The organism is Hymenobacter ruber (genome assembly GCF_054783255.1).
Window position 1 is genome coordinate 1362694 of the sequence record NZ_BAAGQX010000002.1, and the last position, 18212, is coordinate 1380905.

Here is an 18212-nt window from a genome sequence, read left to right on the forward strand (position 1 = left end):
ACCAGATTAATCCACTTAACTGCGATTTTATGCGCATGAACGAACATTTTGAAAACCACCGGACCGTGCTGGATACCGTGCGTCGCTTCGAGCGCATGGTTGCCCAGCAGGAGTCTGTTTTCTTCGACCTGGAAGACTTCGAGAACATCATCGACCATTATGTGACGAGTGCAGAGTTTGACAAGGCCCTTCAGGCCTGTGAAGCAGCCCTCGGCCAATACCCTTTCTCAACTGAGCTGCTGATTGACCGCGCGCAAGTGACGGCCATGCGCGGCGACTACACCGAAGCCGAGCGTCAGATTGACGCCGTAGCGGCCCTGGACCCCACCAACGCCGATGTGGCCGTGACGCGGGGCATTATCAGCACGCAGCGGGGCGAATTTGCGCAAGCAGTGGAATTTTTCCGGACCGGCCTGGAGCAGGAGCCCGAGCGCGAGGACATTCACTTCAACCTGGGTCTGGCCTTTCAGAGCTGGCAGAAATTCAAGAGCGCGGCCAAGCACTACAAGCAAAGCCTGCGCCTCAACCCCGACAATGAAACCGGGGTGCAGGAGCTGCTGCACTGCCTCGACATCACGGCGCGCTTAGAGGAGCACGAGGATTTCTTCAAGCGCTTCACCGACGATGACCCGTATTCGGCCACGGCTTGGTACAATCTGGGCCAGTACTGGTACCGCCGCGAAGATTTCGCGAAGGCTGCTGAGGCATTTGACTTTGCTGTGACCATCCGCGCCGATTTCTACGATGCCCACCACTGGCTGGCCGACACCTTCGTGTGCCAGCAGGAATACCTGAAAGCCATTCCGGAATTTGAAATGGCCTACCCTCCCGGCGAGCCAACCGATGAGGCGTTGTGCAACATCGGCGAGTGCTACGAGAAATTGCGCGAGTGGGAACCCGCCCGCAAGTTCTATCGCCAGGCGCTGGAGCTGAACCCTGAGATGGACGAAGCCTGGTTTGGCCAGGGCGTGTTGTTGCAGGAGCAAGGACGCTGGTTCGAGGCCATACACTACTTCCGCAAGGCGACCGAGCTATATGCCGAAAGCGGCGAGTACTGGTCGGCGCTGGGTGCGGCCGAAAACCAGGTGGGCAACGTGGTAAGCGCGCTCGAGTCGTATGAGAAAGCCACCGAAGTAGCCCCCGACGACGTGCAGGGCTGGGTGAGCTGGAGTGCTATCCTGTACGAGCAGGGCCACTTCAGCGAAGCGGCGGACTTAGTGCGCCACGCCGTGGAACTGCACCCGCACGAGGCACATTTTCATTACATGCTGTGCGCTTACCTGCTGGCCGATGGACGGATGAAAGAGGCGTACGGTGTGCTCGAAACGGCCCTCACGCTCAACTATGAGCAGCACGTTATTCTGTTCGACTACTTCCCGCAATTGCGTGAGCAGCCGGGCTTGAAACGGCTCATTGAACAGTTTCGGAAATAACATTTTGGCTTAATGCTACTTTTGTAACCGCCCGTCAGCCGACGGGCGGTTTTTCTTTGCCCGCGCTACCCGTTTCTTAGAGCGGGCAAGCTTTCCTCAAATTCTCATATTTCACTTTTTATTAATGAATTACGACCTCTCTCAACTGCCGGAGCGCACTACCAAGCCCCGCGAGCAGGGCTACACCATGGTAATGGACAAAGGCATGAGCCTGCGCGAAGTTGAAGACTTTCTGGAAGTAGGTGAATCCTACACCGACATAGTGAAGCTAGGCTGGGCCACGTCCTACGTAGTACCCAACCTGAAGCGCAAGCTCGAAATTTACCGCGAAGCCAATATTCCGGTGTACTTCGGCGGCACCCTGTTCGAGGCCTTCATCATCCGCAACCAATTCGACGATTATCGCCGTCTGCTGGACACTTACGGCATGGAATACGCTGAAGTATCGGACGGCAGCATCGACCTCGACCACGAACGCAAATGCGAGTACATCCGCGAGTTGAGCAAGGCCGTGCGCGTGCTGAGCGAAGTAGGCTCGAAAGATGCTGAAAAAATTATTCCGCCCTACAAGTGGATTTCGCAGATGCAGACCGAGCTCGAAGCCGGGGCCATCAAGGTAATTGGCGAGGCCCGCGAGGGCGGCAACGTGGGCCTGTTCCGCAGCACCGGCGAGGTTCGCTCGGGCCTGGTGGAGGAAATTCTGACCAAGATTCCGTCGGAGAAAATCTTGTGGGAAGCTCCCCAGAAAGCTCAGCAAGTGTGGTTCATCAAGCTGCTGGGAGCCAATGTAAACCTTGGCAACATTGCCCCCAATGAGGTGGTAAGCCTCGAAACCATCCGCCTGGGCCTGCGCGGCGACACGTTCTCACACTTCCTCGATATGGACGCTGTGGACCCCATGTTCCAGCCTGCAGCCAAGACCGGCAAGCCCGGTACTTCCATGCCCCGCGGCTAAGGAGGCAGCGTGTGCTAGCTCAAAATCCGGAAGGCCCGTCGTGCTGCGCATGACGGGCCTTTTTAGTAGGCATTGGCCTACCGTAACACAAAAAAAGCCGGCCTCCTTGCGGAAGCCGGCTTTTCTATGGCCGAAGCCGTGGTTAGCTTATTGCTTCACCACTTTCAGGTTCTTCACTTCGCCGGTAGGCAAGGTGAGTTTCACCAGGTACACACCAGCTTTCAGGTCGCTCATGCCAGCTACTGAAGTATCGGTGAGGCTGCCAGTCAGCACTACGTTCTGCTGCTGCAGGGTGCGGCCCGTCATGTCGGTCACCAATAGCTTGGCGGTGCCCGTAGCTGCCGATTGCAAGGCTACGTGGAGTTCGTTGCCAGCATTGAGGGGGTTCGGGTAAGCAACGAGGCTGGAAGCGGGAGCCTTGCCTTCGAAGCTAACAACCGTGGGGGCGAAGAAGGCATCTTTGCCGTCCAGGTCAATCTGGTGCAGGCGGTAGTAGCGCTTGCCCGTCTTGTTGGCCTCCTTGTCTACATAGCTGTAGTTGGTTACTTGTGTAGTGTTGGGCGAAGCGCTCGGAATTGAGGCCAGCGTGCGGTACTCGGTGCCGTTGGTCGAAACCTGCACTTCGTAGCCTTTGCTGTTTTCCTCCGTGGCCGTCTGCCAGGTCACCAGGGCATCGTTGCCGATGCGCTTGGCGTCGAAGGCCATCAGGCGAACGGGCAGCGGGGTTTCGGTGCTGCCCAGCGTGAAGGTAGCGAACTGGGTAACGCCGGTTTTGGTCACGTTGTTGTTCAACTGGTCAACCGGGCCATCGCGGCCAACCAGACCAAAGGCACCGCCACCATTGCTCGAGAGGAAGATGGTCAACTGGTCTTCCGGAATAGAACTGTTGCCGGGGGTACGGATGTCCGGGCCGTTCAGGTTGCGGGTTTCGGAATCGCGGTAGTGGAAAATCATCGTAGCAGTCAGACCGCCGTTGTTGGTAGCCTGGTCAGAAGGACGAACACCAAAGATGCGGCGGATGCCGAAGCGGCCACTCACCGGCGCATATGCTTCTACTGTGTTACGGGTTACATCTACGTTGCCGGGGCTGTTCGTGCCGTTGAAAGTCAGGGTCATGCCCATGTTGCCATACGTGCGCGTTTCACCTACCAGTACACCCTGACGGGTAGTGCGAACGAAACCACGCAGGTAGGAATCATCCGTTTCGCCGTTCAGTTGAGCACCGTTGTTGCCATTGGTGAGTGCCCGGTCGGCCAGTACAATCACCGACAGCAGAGGCTGAAGGATGTCGGTGGTCAAAATACCGGCATTGGCGTTGAGCGCAGTGTAGGGGTTCGGAATGATGGTGTTAACAGCGTTAACACTGGGAGTCAGGAAGTTTATGGCTTCCGAAACGTTCATGATGCCAATCACAGACTTGGTAGCGCCACCCGAGATGTCTACCCGAACAAACGAGCCGCCTGTAATGGTCTGGTTTACGCTGCCCGCGAATTCCATGATGGTGTTTTCGCGTTGGATAAAGCTGTCGTAGCTGTTATCGAAGTCGCCGTACACTTTCAGCTGGCCGCGCACGAGGCGGGTAATGGAGCGCGAGCCCTGCGAAGTACCACCCATAATCAGGTTACGGGTCTTGGCCGGGCCAGAGCCGAGGTTGCTGTAGGTAGGCGTAGCAACGTCAGAGTTAATGTTGGGGTACGGAACGCCGCTACCGGCACCCAGGTCACGAATCAGCGCGTTCTTGGTTTCATCTGGAACGCCATTGCTCCAGTTGCGGGCATCGAACCAGTTGTCGTTGATGGAACCAGTCCAGATGGTTTGGGCAACAGGGTTACCAACTACTGTGAAATTGGCCGAATAGAAATTGGCGGGAGCGCCGTTCGGGTCAGTAATGGTAAAGTTGGTGTTCGTAATCGAGTTCGAGCCGCTGGCCTGGTAGTACACGTCAACCACATAGTTGCCGGCAGCCGTAACGGCCGGGGTAGCAATCAGGTTAGGCTGGGGGTTGATGCCGTTAACACCGGGGTCGAGAATGAACGTACGCGTGCCGTTAACCGTGTTGCCGGACTGCGTGAGGTTGATGGGCTGGAAAGCGCCACCGGGCGTGCCACTCAGGCGGGTGCGGTAGTACAGCACCACGCTGGTAATGGTATTGGCACCGGCTTCGGTGGTGGTTACCGTGGTGGTGTTGAGGCGCAACTGGCCGTTGTTCACGTCGTAAGTCGTGCCGTTGTTGGCCGAGGAGCTCAGGTCAGCACCAACAAAAGGACGCGGCGTGTTGGGGTTGATGTTGTAGATAACGGTACCGCTGTTGTTGGGAGCGATGCCAATGGTGTTGCCCTGCACGGTAGGAGCCGGCGTTTTGGTACCGGTTACGTCGAAAGTAGCAGCGTACGAGTTGTTGTCGTTGGCGCGCTGGGGCAGGCCCGTGCCATTCACCTGGTAGGTGGCGTGGAAGGTTACCTGGATGGTGTAGCCGTTGCCAGCAGTCGATAGAAGGCTAATCAGGTTGGTGTTGCCGCTGCCGAGGGAGAACTGACGCACGCCATTGCTGGCGCTGGTCTGGGTGAGTTGCAGCGTACCGTTGCTGACAACACTAAAGTTGGGGGCGTACAGGACGTAATCCAAGGTAGCGCCGTTCACCACGTAAGTACCGGCTTCGGTAGTTGTCACCGTACCCCCTTGCAGAATGAGCTGGCCGGCATTGATGTCGAAAGCAGGAGCCGTGGTCGAGCCGGGCTTCTGGTCAACCAGTTGCGTATTGAAGCCAGTGCCAACGTAGGTAACGCTACCGTTGCCTTGGTCAACCGTAACTGACTCACCAGAGAAGGTAACCGAGCTAGGGGGAGGAAGAGTACCGGTTACGTTGAAAGTAGCCACATAGCCAGCAGTGCCGTTGTCATCACTTGCGGTTAGGTTCGAGACGGAGCCATTGGAAATACGGGTGCGGCGATAGGTCGCACGAAAACGAATGTTAATGTCGTAAAGTGTACCAGGAGCAGCACCGCCAGCAGTTACAGCGGCTTGGCGAATCAGGTTAATCTGAGCATTAGTCAGCGTAAAGTTGCGCACACCACTACCATCAGCGGCAGGAAGGTTCAGGGTCAACGTGGAATATGATGGAACGGTACCACCATCCACGTACACGGCATAGTCAATGAAGCCACCGGTCACGGCATAGGTGAACGTAGCATCATTGGTTTCCTGCGTGCTGAACGAACCACCATTCAAAAGCAAAGAGCCCGAATTGATGTCGTAAGTTCCCAAATCGGAACCATCGAAGGCAGCAGCAGCATAAGGGGTGTTTGTGCCCGGGGCGCTGTTCTGGTCAATTAGTACTGTTGAGCCAGTAGGACCCGTTACACCGGCTTGAGCCGTCAGTGAAGAGCCCAGACCCAAGAAGATGGCGAATAGTGGAATGAGAGAACTGAGGAAGCCTCGCTGTCGCAACAGCTTCTGAGTAAATGTTAAAGTTTGCATGTAATTGAGGGTTGAATGTTAGAGAGAATGAAACGCTTGGACTGCGGATTACACGACGAGGCGCATATACGCAAAGGTAAAAGAAAGGTCTGAGGTGTTCTGGGAAAATTTAAACAAATGCTGAATCTGTCCAAATAAACTATTTGTGACTTAGGCAAGCGGGCATCGATGAATGATATTTATTAATGGCTGAATGCATAAAAAAACTCGATTAATGCACTACGCTGTAGGGTACGGTCGCCAAAGCTTTTTTCTCGGCGGGTAGTTCCACGCCCAGCAAATCATGTACACTTACCCGGATTTTATTGGAGAGCTGGGTGATGGGTAAGTCGTTGCTGTCGTACCCAAACGGGTTCTCGATTTCGTTGCCAATCATCTCCAGCCCGAGCATGGCGTAGGCCCCAATCATGGTCACGGGCACCATCCACCAGCCGCAGGAATCGACCAGCACCAGAGGCATTACCATGATGAAAACCGTGATGTAGCACTTGATGAAAAAGCTGTAGGAGTACGGAATGGGCGTGGACTTGATGCGCTCGCAAGTGCCGTTCACGGTCATCATGCCCAGGTAGTGCTGCTTGATGTTGATGAGGTGGATGGGGTCGAAAATCTGGACCTGGCGCAGTTGTTCCACGCTTTCCATGAGCACGGCAATGATGGTGGAGCACACACTCTCGGCCTTTTGGAGGCGCTCGATGATGTCCGGGGTGGCTTCCATCTTATCGAAGCGGACTTTGTTGCGCAGGCTGCCTTCGAGGGCGATGGGGAAATTGGAGATGAGGGCGGCGAAATAGCGGCGGCTGGACTTGGCCTCGCGGGGCAGCAGGGCATTCATTTCCATGGCCAGGCCCCGGCAGTGCGACACGAGCTGGCCCCACACGCGGCGGCCTTCGTAGTACCGGTCGTAGGCGGTGTTGGTACGGAACACCAGCAGCAAGCTGAGCAGAATACCTAGGATGGAAAGGTATTCGCGCCCGATGCGGACGTTGAGGGTATGAAAATCGATGCTGATGACGGCAATGGCCGAACCGTAGAGGCCAACCAAGGCCACACGCTTCAACAACAGGCGGATAACCGCCGAGGTGTGAAAGTGCCACAAGGCCCGCCACCAATCACCGCCCTGATAAACAATCATTGAATATGTCTTTTTTGTCCTGCAACGGCAAATCATTTGCCGGGGTTGAGCCTATTTAGCTACACAGTAGAATAGTGAAAATGGACAACTACCGAATCCATATTCGCGTGGCTGTGGGCCATATCATAGGTCATGCCACATTTTGCCGCGTAGCGCTTACCCAGGCAACACACTTGTGCCCCACAGCACCCGGCAACAAGTCCATCATCCATAATATAGGATTTTTACATTATTCGGACGAATACCGAATAAATACCAAGCTGAGCGCCTGCTTGGCCAATCGGGCCGCAAAGGTAAGAATCACAGGCTCGGGACGCTAACTGCGGGGAATAATAAACTGGCCATGCGGAGTGCCGACGTCCGGGAATCAGGGTGGTTTCGGCGGCAACCGGTTTTCTTTGTGGCTCACTTCACGCCCGGCATGGAAATTATTAAACACTTTCTCGACCTTCTGCTGCACCTCGACAAAACCCTGGTAGATGTGGTGCACAACTATGGCACCTGGACTTATCTGGTGCTTTTCCTCATTGTTTTCACCGAAACGGGCATCATCGTGTTTCCCTTTCTGCCCGGCGACTCGCTGCTCTTTGCGGCCGGTGCGCTGGCTGCCCGCCCCGAAACCGGCCTGAGCGTGTGGATAATTATTCCGCTGCTGATTGCGGCCGCCTTCATCGGCGACAACGTGAACTATGCCGTGGGCGACTATCTGGGGCCGCGGGTGTTCCGCGAGGATTTCAAGTTTCTGAACCGCAAGTACCTCGACCAGACGCAAGCCTTCTACGCCAAGCACGGCGGCAAAACCATCATCATGGCGCGCTTCGTGCCCATTGTGCGCACGTTCGCGCCGTTTGTGGCGGGTATCGGCACCATGACTTATCGCTACTTCGCGTCGTACAGCATCATGGGGGCGGTGCTGTGGGTGGTGGTGCTCACACTGGCGGGCTTTCTGTTCGGCAACATTGAGGTGGTGCAAAAGAACTTCGAGCTGGTGATTCTGGGCATCATCGCGCTGTCGGTGCTGCCGCCGCTGTGGTCGTTTGTGAAAGGCAAAATGGCTGGCCCGGCCGACGCGCCGGCCCAATAACGGCCAAGTTGCTCCGCGCAGTAGCGCGCCTTCCATCAAATCGTAAGCCGTCTCGGATTTTCATATTCGGGACGGCTTTTTTGCGCTACTTTGGGTTGTTTTTCGCTTTCAAGTTCAATTCCATGCGTCAGTTCGGGCTTATTGGCCGCACCCTAAATCACTCGTTCTCGCAGACGTACTTCAGCCAGAAATTCTACTCAAAGAGCCTGGCCGACCACGCGTATGAGTTGTTTGAGCTGGCTACCGTGGACGAACTGCCGGCCCTGCTGGCCGCCCACCCCCACCTGGCGGGCCTGAACGTGACCATCCCCTACAAGGAAAGCGTGGTGCCCTACCTGGATGAGCTGGCCAGCTCGGCCCGCCGCGTGGGGGCTGTGAATGTGATTGAGTTCCTGCCCGATGGAAGTCTGCGCGGCCACAACACCGATGTGGTAGGCTTTCGGGAATCGTTGCGGGAGTTTTTTCCGGCCCCGCCCGATACGCGGGCCCTGGTGCTGGGCGCGGGCGGCGCGGCCAAAGCAGTAGGCGCGGCGCTGAATGATTTGGGCATCGCCTACTGGTCGGTAACGCGCGACCCGCTGGGCTCCGGCCTCACCTACGACGACCTGACGCCGCAGGTGCTGGCCGCGCATCAGCTCATCATCAATACCACGCCGCTGGGCACTTTCCCGCTGGTGGAGGAGTGCCCGCGCCTGCCCTACGAGGCGCTGACGGCGCAGCACTACCTGTACGACCTGGTGTATAACCCGGCCGAAACGCTGTTTATGGCCAAAGGCCGGGCGGCCGGGGCGCAGGTAAAAAACGGCTTCGAGATGCTGTGCCTGCAAGCCGAAGCCGCCTGGAACATCTGGAACAACGAAGCGACTGACGGATAACTGAAATCCATTTGCAACCTTTTCCGGTGGGTATGCATCTCGCATAAGCCAGCCCACCACATTGCTGGCTACTTTCTGGTTGACACACCTTTCTATGCAAGCGAAAATGGACCCTTCTACCCTTCTTTCCCTGGCCGGCGCGGGTTACCGGGCGCGGGCATGAGCAGCGGCGCCCTCACCTGGTTTGCGTTCGGGGCCGATGACGTGCTGCCCGACCAGCCCGCCACGGCGCCGCGCCTCACGGCCAGCCGCAGCACGGCCGTGACCAGCCCGCCCACCGAGGCCGAGTTGATTGACGGCTGCCTGCGCGGCCGCCAGCTGGCCCAGAAGCTGCTCTACGACAAGTACGCCGGCAAGATGATGGCCGTGTGCCTGCGCTATGCCCAGACCACCTTCGAGGCCGAGGACGTGCTGCAGGAAGGCTTTCTGACGGTGTTTCGGACGCTGGCTAGCTTCCGGCGCGAGTGCCCGCTGGAATTCTGGATTCGCCGTATCATGATTAACGCGGCCCTGCGCCAGCACCGCCGCAATGCTTCCCTAGTAGCGGTGAGCGACGGGGACTACCCCGAAACGCTATCCAGCGAAGAATTTACCCTCAGCAATTTCAACTTCAACGAACTGCTGGAAATGGTGCAGGAGCTGGCTCCGCGCTACCGCATGGTTTTCAACCTCTATGCTATTGAAGGCTATACTCATAAAGAAATAGGCGAATTATTAAGCATTACCGAGGGCACCAGCAAATCCCAATACTCCCGGGCCCGCGTCATCCTACAAACTAAACTGGAGCGCCTCGGTGCCCCAACCCGCCATGTCCGTTAATCCTATCGAAGACAACACTACGCCTAAAACCACCGGCAGCCTGGAGGAATTATTCCGCCACCACCTGGGCGAGGAGGCCGCCGTGCCCCCACGCCCCATGCTGTGGGACCAGATTGACAACTCCCTGCTGATTCGGCAGAACGAAACCTACCGCCGTCGCCTCGTGGCCACGCGCTGGGTGGCGGCGGCCAGCCTGCTGCTGGCCACGCTGGCCGGCACCGGCTGGTGGGCCAACCGCGCCGACGTGCTGGGCGGTGCTGAAATGGCGGCGAACAGAGGTACGCAATCAGGCCGCGCCAATACTGCGGCCACGTTGGGCATGAAAGAGGTAGCGGGCCAGTCCGATGCTTCGCTGGCGGCCAATGGCTCGGCAACTGGTACTAACGGGGCGACTTTGTCGGACAAGGCTTCTATCAGCAACGGAACTTCAGCGAACAATAGCGCCAGCGGTGCATCAGCAGGTAATCAAGGCTTTGGCACTATGACCGGGGGGACGGTAGCGGCTACTCAAAACAAGTACACTGGCTTCGGTTCGGCTGCTACAACGGCCCGCTACTCGGCGGGCAAACGTGCAGCGGCCGAATCGACTTCGCAGAACGGGCTTGCCTCAGAAGGCATCCCGGCAACTGCTGACGAAGCGCTGGTCGCAACCACCAACCCAGCCGCTGCCCGAACGCACTCCGATGAGCAGGCTCCAACTCAGAATTCCGACCGGATGCTGGCAGCAGCGGACGTAGCCACCACAACTGCAGCCGGCACCTCGGCAATCGTCGGCGGCACAGCCGGCGCAACGGGCAGCGGTGTAGCAGCCACCACATCGCTGGCTACTACCACCGCTTCAGCGGCGACGGTTGCCCCCGAAGAAGTGAGCCTGCTGGCCGCCCGCCAATCCGCGCTGAGTCTGGCCAATACTACCACCCTGCCCAATGGGTTGGCCACGGTATCGATTGAAGACCTGCCTACCATCGACGCGCACCGCTGGCATTACGGGGCCAGCTACACTGCTGGCGTATTTAATCCCAACGTCAATTTCTCGCGGGCCGGTATCGAGCCAGCATTTGATTATGACCGGGGCCCCGCTTTCGGCACTGACTCTCCAAAGCTGACCGAAGTGGCGGCCACCGAATACCGCAACAACTTGCGGCCGGGCCTGAGCCAGCGCATTGCGCTGCTGGCCACGCGCCACCTGCGCGGCCACTGGTCGCTGAGCACCGGGGCCGAATTCACGCAGGCCACGGCGCAGTCGGCTTCGTCGTCGTCTTTCGTAGGCGAGCAGCTATTCGACCTGGGCCAGGGCGGCACCAAACACGCGTTGCGCACCACTGATTTCCGCTACAGCATGGCCAGCATTCCGCTGGAAGTGCGCTATTCTAACCCGGTGAAGCGCGGCTGGAGCCTCTACGGCCGCCTGGGCGGCGTGGTAACGGCCCTGCTGGGCGTGCGCAGCGACGTGCAGGGCGACCCGGAAGCCACCCGCACCTATTCCATCGCCTCCACGGGCGGGCCTTACCGCCGTGTAATGGGCAGCCTGCGCGGTGGGGCGGGTACCCAGTTCCGCACCAGCACGGGCAAATGGGCCTTCACGGTGGGTCCGGTAGCCGAAGTTGGCCTGGTAGCGCTGAATGCTCACCCGGTGCAGAGCTACTTCGCGCAGAGCCACCCGTATAGCTTCGGGCTGGAGGCCGGCGTGGAGTTCGGGCGGTAGAAATCAGGGTTTGCCTGTCATCCTGAGCGCAGCGAAGGACCTTATCACGTTGAAACAATTTGTTCAGACGTGATAAGGTCCTTCGCTGCGCTCAGGATGACAGAGAGTCTTTTCCAATTCCCGCGAAACCCATTATCGCCAATTCGGGTTAAGGTAGGCTGACCATTTCGGCCTACCTTTCGCGTTGCATGGAGTACCAACTGACCTCTGAATTTAAGCCCACCGGTGACCAGCCCACCGCCATCGCCAAGCTGGTGGAAGGCGTGAACAACGGCGAGCCCGCCCAGGTGCTACTGGGTGCCACCGGCACCGGCAAAACCTTCACCATGGCCAACGTCATTGCCCAGACGGGCAAGCCGGCCCTGGTGCTCTGCCACAATAAAACCCTCGCGGCGCAGCTCTACGGGGAGTTCAAGGCGTTTTTTCCGAACAATGCCGTCGAGTACTACATCAGCTACTACGACTACTACCAGCCGGAAGCCTACATCGCCAGCACCGACGTTTTTATCGAGAAAGACCTGGCCATCAACCAGGAAATCGAGAAGCTGCGGCTGCACACCACCTCCACCCTGCTCAGCGGGCGGCGCGATGTGGTGGTCATTGCCTCGGTGTCGTGCATCTACGGCATCGGCAACCCCGAGGAATTCGCCAAAAATGTCATTTTCCTAAAGCCGGGCATGCGCTACACGCGCAATAACCTGCTCTATCAGTTCGTGCAGATTCTGTACTCGCGCACAGAGGTGGAGTTCACGCGTGGCTCGTTTCGGGTGAAGGGCGATACCGTGGATGTGTTTCCGGCCTATGCCGACTACGCGGTGCGCATCTACTTTTTCGGCGATGAGATTGAGTCGGTGCACAAGATTGACCCCATCAGCGGCAAGAAGCTGAGCGACGAGGCCAATGGCATTGCGCTGTACCCGGCCAACCTGTTCGTGACCGGCAAGGACACGCTGAACTCGGCCATCAAGCAGATTCAGGACGACATGGTGCTTCAGCACGCCTACTTCGAGAAGGAAGGGCGCGACTCCGAAGCCAAGCGCATCATGGAGCGCACGGAATTCGATTTGGAAATGATTCGGGAGCTGGGCTATTGCTCGGGCATCGAGAACTACTCACGCTACTTTGATGGGCGCACGCCGGGCTCGCGGCCGTTCTGTCTGCTCGATTATTTCCCCGACGACTACCTGCTGGTGGTGGACGAAAGCCACGCCACCATGCCCCAAATCCGGGCCATGTGGGGCGGCGACCGCAGCCGCAAAACCGCGCTAATTGAGTACGGCTTCCGGTTGCCCTCGGCGCTGGATAACCGGCCGCTGACATTCAACGAGTTTGAGAGCATGTTCCGGCAGGCCGTGTACGTGTCGGCCACGCCGTCAGACTACGAGCTGGCTCAGGCCGACGGCGTGGTGGTGGAGCAGATTATCCGCCCCACGGGTCTGCTCGACCCCGAAATCGACATCCGCCCCAGCCTAAACCAAGTTGACGACCTGCTGGACGAGGTAGACAACCGCGTGAAAATGGGCGACCGCGTGCTGGTGACCACCCTCACCAAGCGCATGGCCGAGGAGCTGAGCAAGTACATGGACCGCCTCGGCATCAAGGTAGAATACGTGCACTCCGACGTGAAAACGCTGGACCGCGTGGAAATCCTTCGCAAGCTGCGGCTGGGCGAAATCGACGTACTGATTGGCGTGAACCTGCTGCGCGAAGGCCTCGACTTGCCGGAGGTGAGCCTCGTGGCTATTCTGGATGCCGATAAAGAAGGATTCCTGCGCGACCAGCGCAGCTTGATTCAGACCATGGGCCGGGCCGCGCGGAACGACAAGGGCAAGGTGATTATGTATGCCGACCGCATCACCGGCTCCATGCAGCGCGCCATCGACGAAACAAACCGCCGCCGCGCTACCCAGCTGGCTTACAACGAAGCGCATGGCATTACGCCGCGCACCGTGCGCAAGAGCCATTCCGAAATCATGGGTCAAACGGCCCTGTCGGACTACCGCGTGGTGGAAACGCCAGGCTACGCCAGCCTCGAAGTCGACGGAGCGGCCCTGGCCATGGCTGCTGAGCCGGTGATTGCCATGATGACCCGGCCCGAGCTGGAAAAGCTCATCAAAACCACCGAAAAGCAGATGGAAGCCGCCGCCAAAGACCTGGACTTCCTCACGGCCGCCAAGCTGCGCGACGAACTGGCCGCGCTGAAAACCATGCTGAAAGGCAAGCGGGAATAACGAGCGGGGGACGGTATGCGCCCCGCTCAGTCCGCTTTTTTTACGATGCTGATGCTGCCGTCGTGCTCCAGGCGCACGGTTTTGACCTGGGCCAAATCGTCCAGATTAGCTCCTACGCGCAGGCCCGATTGCAGGGCTTCTTCGCTGATGCTGGCGCGCCGCAGCTCGTGGTAGTGGATGGTGGCACCTTCGGCCAGAATACTGGCTTCGCCCCTTACCAAGCGGCCGAGGGCCGGGAAGAAATACACGAGGTAGGCCAAAGCTCTATGCACCAGCACGAGCGTGAAAGCCGCGGCGAGGATGGTAAAAAACGGCGCATCGGCCGCAATGGCGCGGCTAAGAGTAGCCCCGAGCATGAATTTTACAATCATTTCCAGGGCGCTGTTGCTGGCAAAGGTGCGCCGCCCGGACACCCGCAGCAGCACCAGCGCCACCAGAAAGACTACCATGGTGCGGGCCGAAATCTGGCCGGCGCTGATGGTTTGGGCCGTTTCGTGCAGGCCGATGAGGTCGGCGAAGAATTCTTTCATCAGGAAATAAGGAAGTGTGCGGCTGCAATACGCAGGCCGACATCGCTACGACCATCTAAATCGCCAACATTAGAGCCGGAATCACGGCTGGCGGTAGAGCACACCGCCCTTCATTACCAGGCGGATTTGGCGGAGGGCGGCCACGTCCTGGGTGGGGTCGCCGGCCACGGCCACGAGGTCGGCCAGCAGACCGGAACGGATGGTGCCCCGGTCGGCGAGGTGGAAGATTTGGGCGTTGCCGCTGGTGGCCTGGCGCAGCACCTGCAGCGGTGTGAGGCCGTAGTCGTGCACCAATAGCTCGGCTTCGCGGATGTTGTCGCCGTGGGCAAATACGCCCACATCGCCACCCTGGGCCAGGGTCACGCCGGCTTTGAGAGCGGCGGCCATGCTGGTGTGCTTCTGCTGAATGCGGGGCGGGGCCGGGTCGGTGCCCTTGTGCCAGCCTTTGTACTGGGCGGTGGCATCGGAGGCGGCCACGGTGGGGCACAGGGCCACGCCGCGCTTTTTCATCAGGGCGAAGATTTCGGGGGTGCCGTAGTCGCCGTGCTCGATGGTTTCGACCCCGGCCAGGATGGCACGGCGCATGCCCTCGGGGGTGCTGGCGTGGGCCACTACGCCCCGGCCGGTGGAGCGGGCGGTTTGTACAATCAGCGTTAGTTCTTCCTGTGAGAACGTGGGCTGGGCCGAGCCATCAGGACCCCAGCGGTAGTCGGCGTACACCTTGATAATGTCGGCGCCCTTCCCAATCTGCTCGCGCACGGCCCGGATGATGCCGTCGACGCCATCGGCTTCCTGCGCGCCTTGGGGCACATCTTCATCCACTGACAGCTTGGGGCCATAGCTGCCCGTGGCCACCAGCGCCCGCGTGACGACCAGCAGGCGCGGCCCGGGAATGATGCCTTGGTTGATGGCTTGCTTGATACCGACATCGGCGAAACCCGCGCCCTCGGTGCCCAGGTCGCGGGCGGTGGTGAAACCGGCCAGCAGCGTGCGCTGGGCGTGCACGGTGGCCCGCGCCACTCGCAGCGCCTGCGATTCGAGCAGCACCTGGTCGTCCCAGGCGGTTTCGTTGTAAGGGTGCAGCAGCAGGTGCGAATGGCCTTCGATGAGGCCGGGCAGCAGCGTGAGGCCGGGTAGCTCCAGGGTGCGGGCGGTGGGCGGCGACGCTACCTGCGCAGCCGGACCAGCGGCCGTGATTTTGTCGTTTTCGACCAAGACAACCCAGCCGGGGTGCATTTCCTGACCATCGAACACGGCGGCGGGGCGCAACAGTGTGGCGACTGGGGCAGCCGCAATAACCTGAGCCTGTGTCGTTGCGGGCAGAATACTCATTGCCAGCAGGCAGCCCAATATCGAATAACGGAAGCGCCACGAACGGCGGGTGCTGCCTGATTGGTCTGTGGAAAATTGAGAATATCGCATAAATGGTCAAGGCCGCCCCAACCGTACGGGGCGGCCTTGCGAAGCTACTCCGCACGCGCGGCTTGCAGTTATTTGGGTAGGAAGCATCGATTACGCAGTGACTCAGAAGCGCCCGAATAGCCGCCTTATTTACCGGCGGTGGGCGCGGCCATTTCCGTCACCGGAGCCTGCGGAGCCAGCAGATGGCGGCTTTTGGCCACCACCACCGGCTTCCCCACTTGGAAAGTGGCACGCTGCTTCACCTCCACCGACGAGGCGGCCGCCTGCACGGTATAGGTGCCGGCATCGGTCACCCAGGCCGAGGCGGCGGTGTCGTAGGAAGCCAGGTCGGCGGCGGTGAGGGTGAAGCTGAGCGTTTGCGCCTTGCCGGGTGCGAGCAAAGACGTTTTGGCGAAGGCTTTCAGCTCGCTTTGGGGCTTGGCGAGCTTGCCTTTGGGCGCGCTCAAGTAAAGCTGCACTACTTCGCGGCCCGCCGTTTTGCCGGTATTGGTGATAGTGAGTGTGGCCGTAATCTTGTCGTTGAGGGCGGTGGCGCTGAGTTTCAGTGGGCCGTAGGCGAAAGTGGTATAGCTCAGGCCGTGGCCGAAGGCGTAGGCCGGCTGCTTTTGAAAAGTATTGAAGTAGCGGTAGCCCACGTAAATGCCTTCAGCATACGTGTTTTCGGATTCCTGACCGCCCAACGAATTGGTCGGCGCGGCCGCACCGGCCCGCACTTTACCGGGGAAATCCTGGCTGTATGGGATGTCGGTGTAAGCCATTGGAAACGTGGTGGCCAGCTTGCCCGAGGGGTTGGTCTGGCCGCTCAGCACGTCGGCCACGGCGTGGCCGCCTTCCTGGCCTGGCTGCCAGGCCAGCAAAATGGCATCGGCCTGGTTGCGCCAGCTGGCGGTTTCTACCACGCCGCCCACGTTCAGTATCACCACCACTTTCTTGCCCAGGGTGTGAAAAGCCGTGGCAACTTGTTGAATCAATGCTTTTTCATCAGCTCTAAGCGTGAAGTCGTCGGTCACCTTGCGGTCGCCACCTTCGCCCGCGCTGCGGCCGAGGGTGATGATGGCTACATCGGCGGCCTGGGCTTGCTGCTGCAGCGTGGCCGCGTCTAGCACCATTTCTGCAATGATGGGAACGGGCTCGAAGAAGGTCTTTTTCGGCGGAATCTTCGCTTTCTCGGCCCGCAGGTACTGCGTGTAGGCCTGGCTGGTGGCAGAGTTGACAGAGTAGCCGGCCTTGCTCAGGCCCTGCTCGATGGAAATGGTGTAGGCGCGGTTCACGTCGCCGCTGCCGGTGCCGCCGGCAATGAGGTTGTAGGACGTGTTGCCGAACAGGGCCAGCTTCTGGCCGGCGGCCAGCGGCAGCGCCTGGGCTTCGTTGCGCAGTAGCACCATGCTTTCGGCGGCGGCCTGGCGGGCCACGGCGGCATCGGCGGACAGCGCGGGGCGGCTGGTGTAGCTGTCGCCGAGGAAAGTGGGCGACTTGAGCACCAGCTCCAGCACGCGGGTTACGTTGGCATCGAGCTGGGCGGGGGTGAGCTGGCCGCTTTTGGTGGCCGCCAGCAGGGCCTGCGTCTGGGCCGTGGTGCCGGGCATGAGCAGGTCGTTGCCGGCCTGGAGCTGGGCCACCGGGTTCTGGCCGCCGTACCAGTCGGTCATTACCAGGCCTTTGAAACCCCACTCCTGCCGCAGCAGCGTGGTTAGCAGCTCGTGGCTTTGGGAAGTGTACGTGCCGTTGATAAGGTTATAGCTCGACATTACCGTCCAGGGCTGGGCCTTGCGCACGGCAATTTGGAAGCCTTTCAAATAGATTTCGCGCAGGGCCCGCTCGCTCACCTGCGAGTTCATCTTCATGCGGTTGAATTCCTGGTTATTGACCGCGAAGTGCTTGATGCTGGTGCCCACGCCATTCGATTCCACCCCATTCACAAACGCTGCCGCGATGTTGCCGGTCACCACCGGGTCTTCGGAGTAATACTCGAAGTTGCGCCCGCCCAGCGGATTGCGGTGGATGTTCATGCCCGGAGCCAGCAGCACGTCAATACCAAAGGCTCGTACCTCGCTCCCAAACGCCACGCCCACTTTGTGCACCAGTTCGGTGTCCCAGCTCGAAGCCAGCAGCGTGGCTACCGGGAAGGCCGTGGCGTAATAAGTCCGGGTGCTGTCGCCACCCCGAATGGGGGCAATGCGGACACCCGCCGGCCCATCGGAGAACGTGAGCGACGGGATGCCGAGCCGGGCAATGGCGTGGGTGCGCCCCGCCGCGCCGGGCACCTTCTCGGGCACTTTGCGGTCGGCGGGGTCGGAGGGCGGCAGCATGCCTTCGGGGAAGCCAGCCGGATAGAAACCCATGCCCACCACCAGCTTCACCTTTTCCTCGGTGGTGAGGGCAGCCAGGACTTCCTTTAATGGAGCCTTGCCCAGTTGCGGCGCAGCAGTTTGGCCCGAAGCCCCACGGCTGCCTAGCAGCGCCAGCAAAACCACCATCGAAAACTTACCACCAAAACGGCCATGCAAACGGTACAGACTGCTCATAATTTCAGAATCTATTGATTG

Annotated in this window: 12 protein-coding genes; 7 read left to right on the top strand and 5 right to left on the bottom strand. The window is 59.5% G+C overall.

Going from position 1 to position 18212, the window contains the following annotated elements:
- The first annotated feature begins 35 nt into the window (after nt 1-35).
- On the top strand, nt 36-1433 hold the full coding sequence (locus ACYVM5_RS06450) for a tetratricopeptide repeat protein (RefSeq protein WP_460617299.1): 1398 nt from the start codon (nt 36-38) through the stop codon (nt 1431-1433).
- A gap of 124 nt (nt 1434-1557) precedes the next feature.
- Nucleotides 1558-2388, top strand: coding sequence for a phosphosulfolactate synthase (locus tag ACYVM5_RS06455; protein WP_460617300.1), 831 nt, complete (start codon nt 1558-1560; stop codon nt 2386-2388).
- A gap of 147 nt (nt 2389-2535) precedes the next feature.
- Here the strand turns inward: ACYVM5_RS06455 and ACYVM5_RS06460 are convergent, their stop codons facing one another.
- Together ACYVM5_RS06460 and ACYVM5_RS06465 are read right to left on the bottom strand one after the other, a co-directional pair.
- On the bottom strand, nt 2536-5865 hold the full coding sequence (locus ACYVM5_RS06460) for a T9SS type A sorting domain-containing protein (RefSeq protein ID WP_460617301.1): 3330 nt from the start codon (nt 5863-5865) through the stop codon (nt 2536-2538).
- Nucleotides 5866-6076: 211 nt separating this feature from the next.
- Complete coding sequence (locus tag ACYVM5_RS06465; protein WP_460617302.1) at nt 6077-7000, bottom strand: bestrophin family protein; 924 nt, start codon at nt 6998-7000, stop codon at nt 6077-6079.
- 421 nt (nt 7001-7421) lie between these two features.
- On the opposite strand from ACYVM5_RS06465, the gene ACYVM5_RS06470 reads away from it, so the two are divergent.
- The 5 genes from ACYVM5_RS06470 (at nt 7422) to uvrB (ending at nt 13714) form a co-directional block, all read left to right on the top strand.
- The gene (locus ACYVM5_RS06470) at nt 7422-8084 is read left to right on the top strand and encodes an SNARE-associated domain-containing protein (protein WP_460617303.1); all 663 of its coding nucleotides are present in this window, start codon (nt 7422-7424) and stop codon (nt 8082-8084) included.
- 122 nt (nt 8085-8206) lie between these two features.
- Entirely contained in the window at nt 8207-8959 is a 753-nt protein-coding gene (locus tag ACYVM5_RS06475; RefSeq protein ID WP_460617304.1) for a shikimate dehydrogenase family protein, read from the top strand.
- Nucleotides 8960-9118: 159 nt separating this feature from the next.
- Nucleotides 9119-9778: an RNA polymerase sigma factor gene (locus ACYVM5_RS06480; RefSeq protein WP_460617305.1), complete on the top strand. Its 660-nt coding sequence runs from the start codon at nt 9119-9121 to the stop codon at nt 9776-9778.
- A complete protein-coding gene (locus tag ACYVM5_RS06485; protein WP_460617306.1) occupies nt 9768-11483 on the top strand; it encodes a hypothetical protein in 1716 nt (571 codons plus the stop codon). Before ACYVM5_RS06480 ends, ACYVM5_RS06485 begins: the two co-directional genes overlap by 11 nt.
- Nucleotides 11484-11671: 188 nt before the next feature.
- The gene (gene uvrB, locus ACYVM5_RS06490; RefSeq protein WP_460617307.1) at nt 11672-13714 is read left to right on the top strand and encodes an excinuclease ABC subunit UvrB; all 2043 of its coding nucleotides are present in this window, start codon (nt 11672-11674) and stop codon (nt 13712-13714) included.
- Nucleotides 13715-13740: 26 nt separating this feature from the next.
- Here the strand turns inward: uvrB and ACYVM5_RS06495 are convergent, their stop codons facing one another.
- From ACYVM5_RS06495 to ACYVM5_RS06505, 3 genes are all read right to left on the bottom strand, one after another.
- On the bottom strand, nt 13741-14244 hold the full coding sequence (locus tag ACYVM5_RS06495) for a DUF421 domain-containing protein (RefSeq protein WP_460617308.1): 504 nt from the start codon (nt 14242-14244) through the stop codon (nt 13741-13743).
- Between the two features lie 81 nt (nt 14245-14325).
- Nucleotides 14326-15576, bottom strand: a complete 1251-nt coding sequence (locus ACYVM5_RS06500) for a metal-dependent hydrolase family protein (RefSeq protein WP_460617445.1) — start codon at nt 15574-15576, stop codon at nt 14326-14328.
- Between the two features lie 215 nt (nt 15577-15791).
- Nucleotides 15792-18191 (bottom strand): glycoside hydrolase family 3 C-terminal domain-containing protein, encoded by a 2400-nt coding sequence (locus tag ACYVM5_RS06505; protein ID WP_460617309.1) that lies wholly within the window; start codon nt 18189-18191, stop codon nt 15792-15794.
- Nucleotides 18192-18212 lie beyond the last annotated feature (21 nt).

Excerpts from the sequence above, each read along its gene's own strand:
- ACYVM5_RS06450 (WP_460617299.1), top strand. The coding sequence starts at position 36 with ATGAACGAACATTTTGAAAACCACCGGACCGTGCTGGATACCGTGCGT.
- ACYVM5_RS06455 (WP_460617300.1), top strand. The coding sequence starts at position 1,558 with ATGAATTACGACCTCTCTCAACTGCCGGAGCGCACTACCAAGCCCCGC.
- ACYVM5_RS06460 (WP_460617301.1), bottom strand. The coding sequence starts at position 5,865 with ATGCAAACTTTAACATTTACTCAGAAGCTGTTGCGACAGCGAGGCTTC.
- ACYVM5_RS06465 (WP_460617302.1), bottom strand. The coding sequence starts at position 7,000 with ATGATTGTTTATCAGGGCGGTGATTGGTGGCGGGCCTTGTGGCACTTT.
- ACYVM5_RS06470 (WP_460617303.1), top strand. The coding sequence starts at position 7,422 with ATGGAAATTATTAAACACTTTCTCGACCTTCTGCTGCACCTCGACAAA.
- ACYVM5_RS06475 (WP_460617304.1), top strand. The coding sequence starts at position 8,207 with ATGCGTCAGTTCGGGCTTATTGGCCGCACCCTAAATCACTCGTTCTCG.
- ACYVM5_RS06480 (WP_460617305.1), top strand. The coding sequence starts at position 9,119 with ATGAGCAGCGGCGCCCTCACCTGGTTTGCGTTCGGGGCCGATGACGTG.
- ACYVM5_RS06485 (WP_460617306.1), top strand. The coding sequence starts at position 9,768 with ATGTCCGTTAATCCTATCGAAGACAACACTACGCCTAAAACCACCGGC.
- uvrB (WP_460617307.1), top strand. The coding sequence starts at position 11,672 with ATGGAGTACCAACTGACCTCTGAATTTAAGCCCACCGGTGACCAGCCC.
- ACYVM5_RS06495 (WP_460617308.1), bottom strand. The coding sequence starts at position 14,244 with ATGAAAGAATTCTTCGCCGACCTCATCGGCCTGCACGAAACGGCCCAA.
- ACYVM5_RS06500 (WP_460617445.1), bottom strand. The coding sequence starts at position 15,576 with ATGAGTATTCTGCCCGCAACGACACAGGCTCAGGTTATTGCGGCTGCC.
- ACYVM5_RS06505 (WP_460617309.1), bottom strand. The coding sequence starts at position 18,191 with ATGAGCAGTCTGTACCGTTTGCATGGCCGTTTTGGTGGTAAGTTTTCG.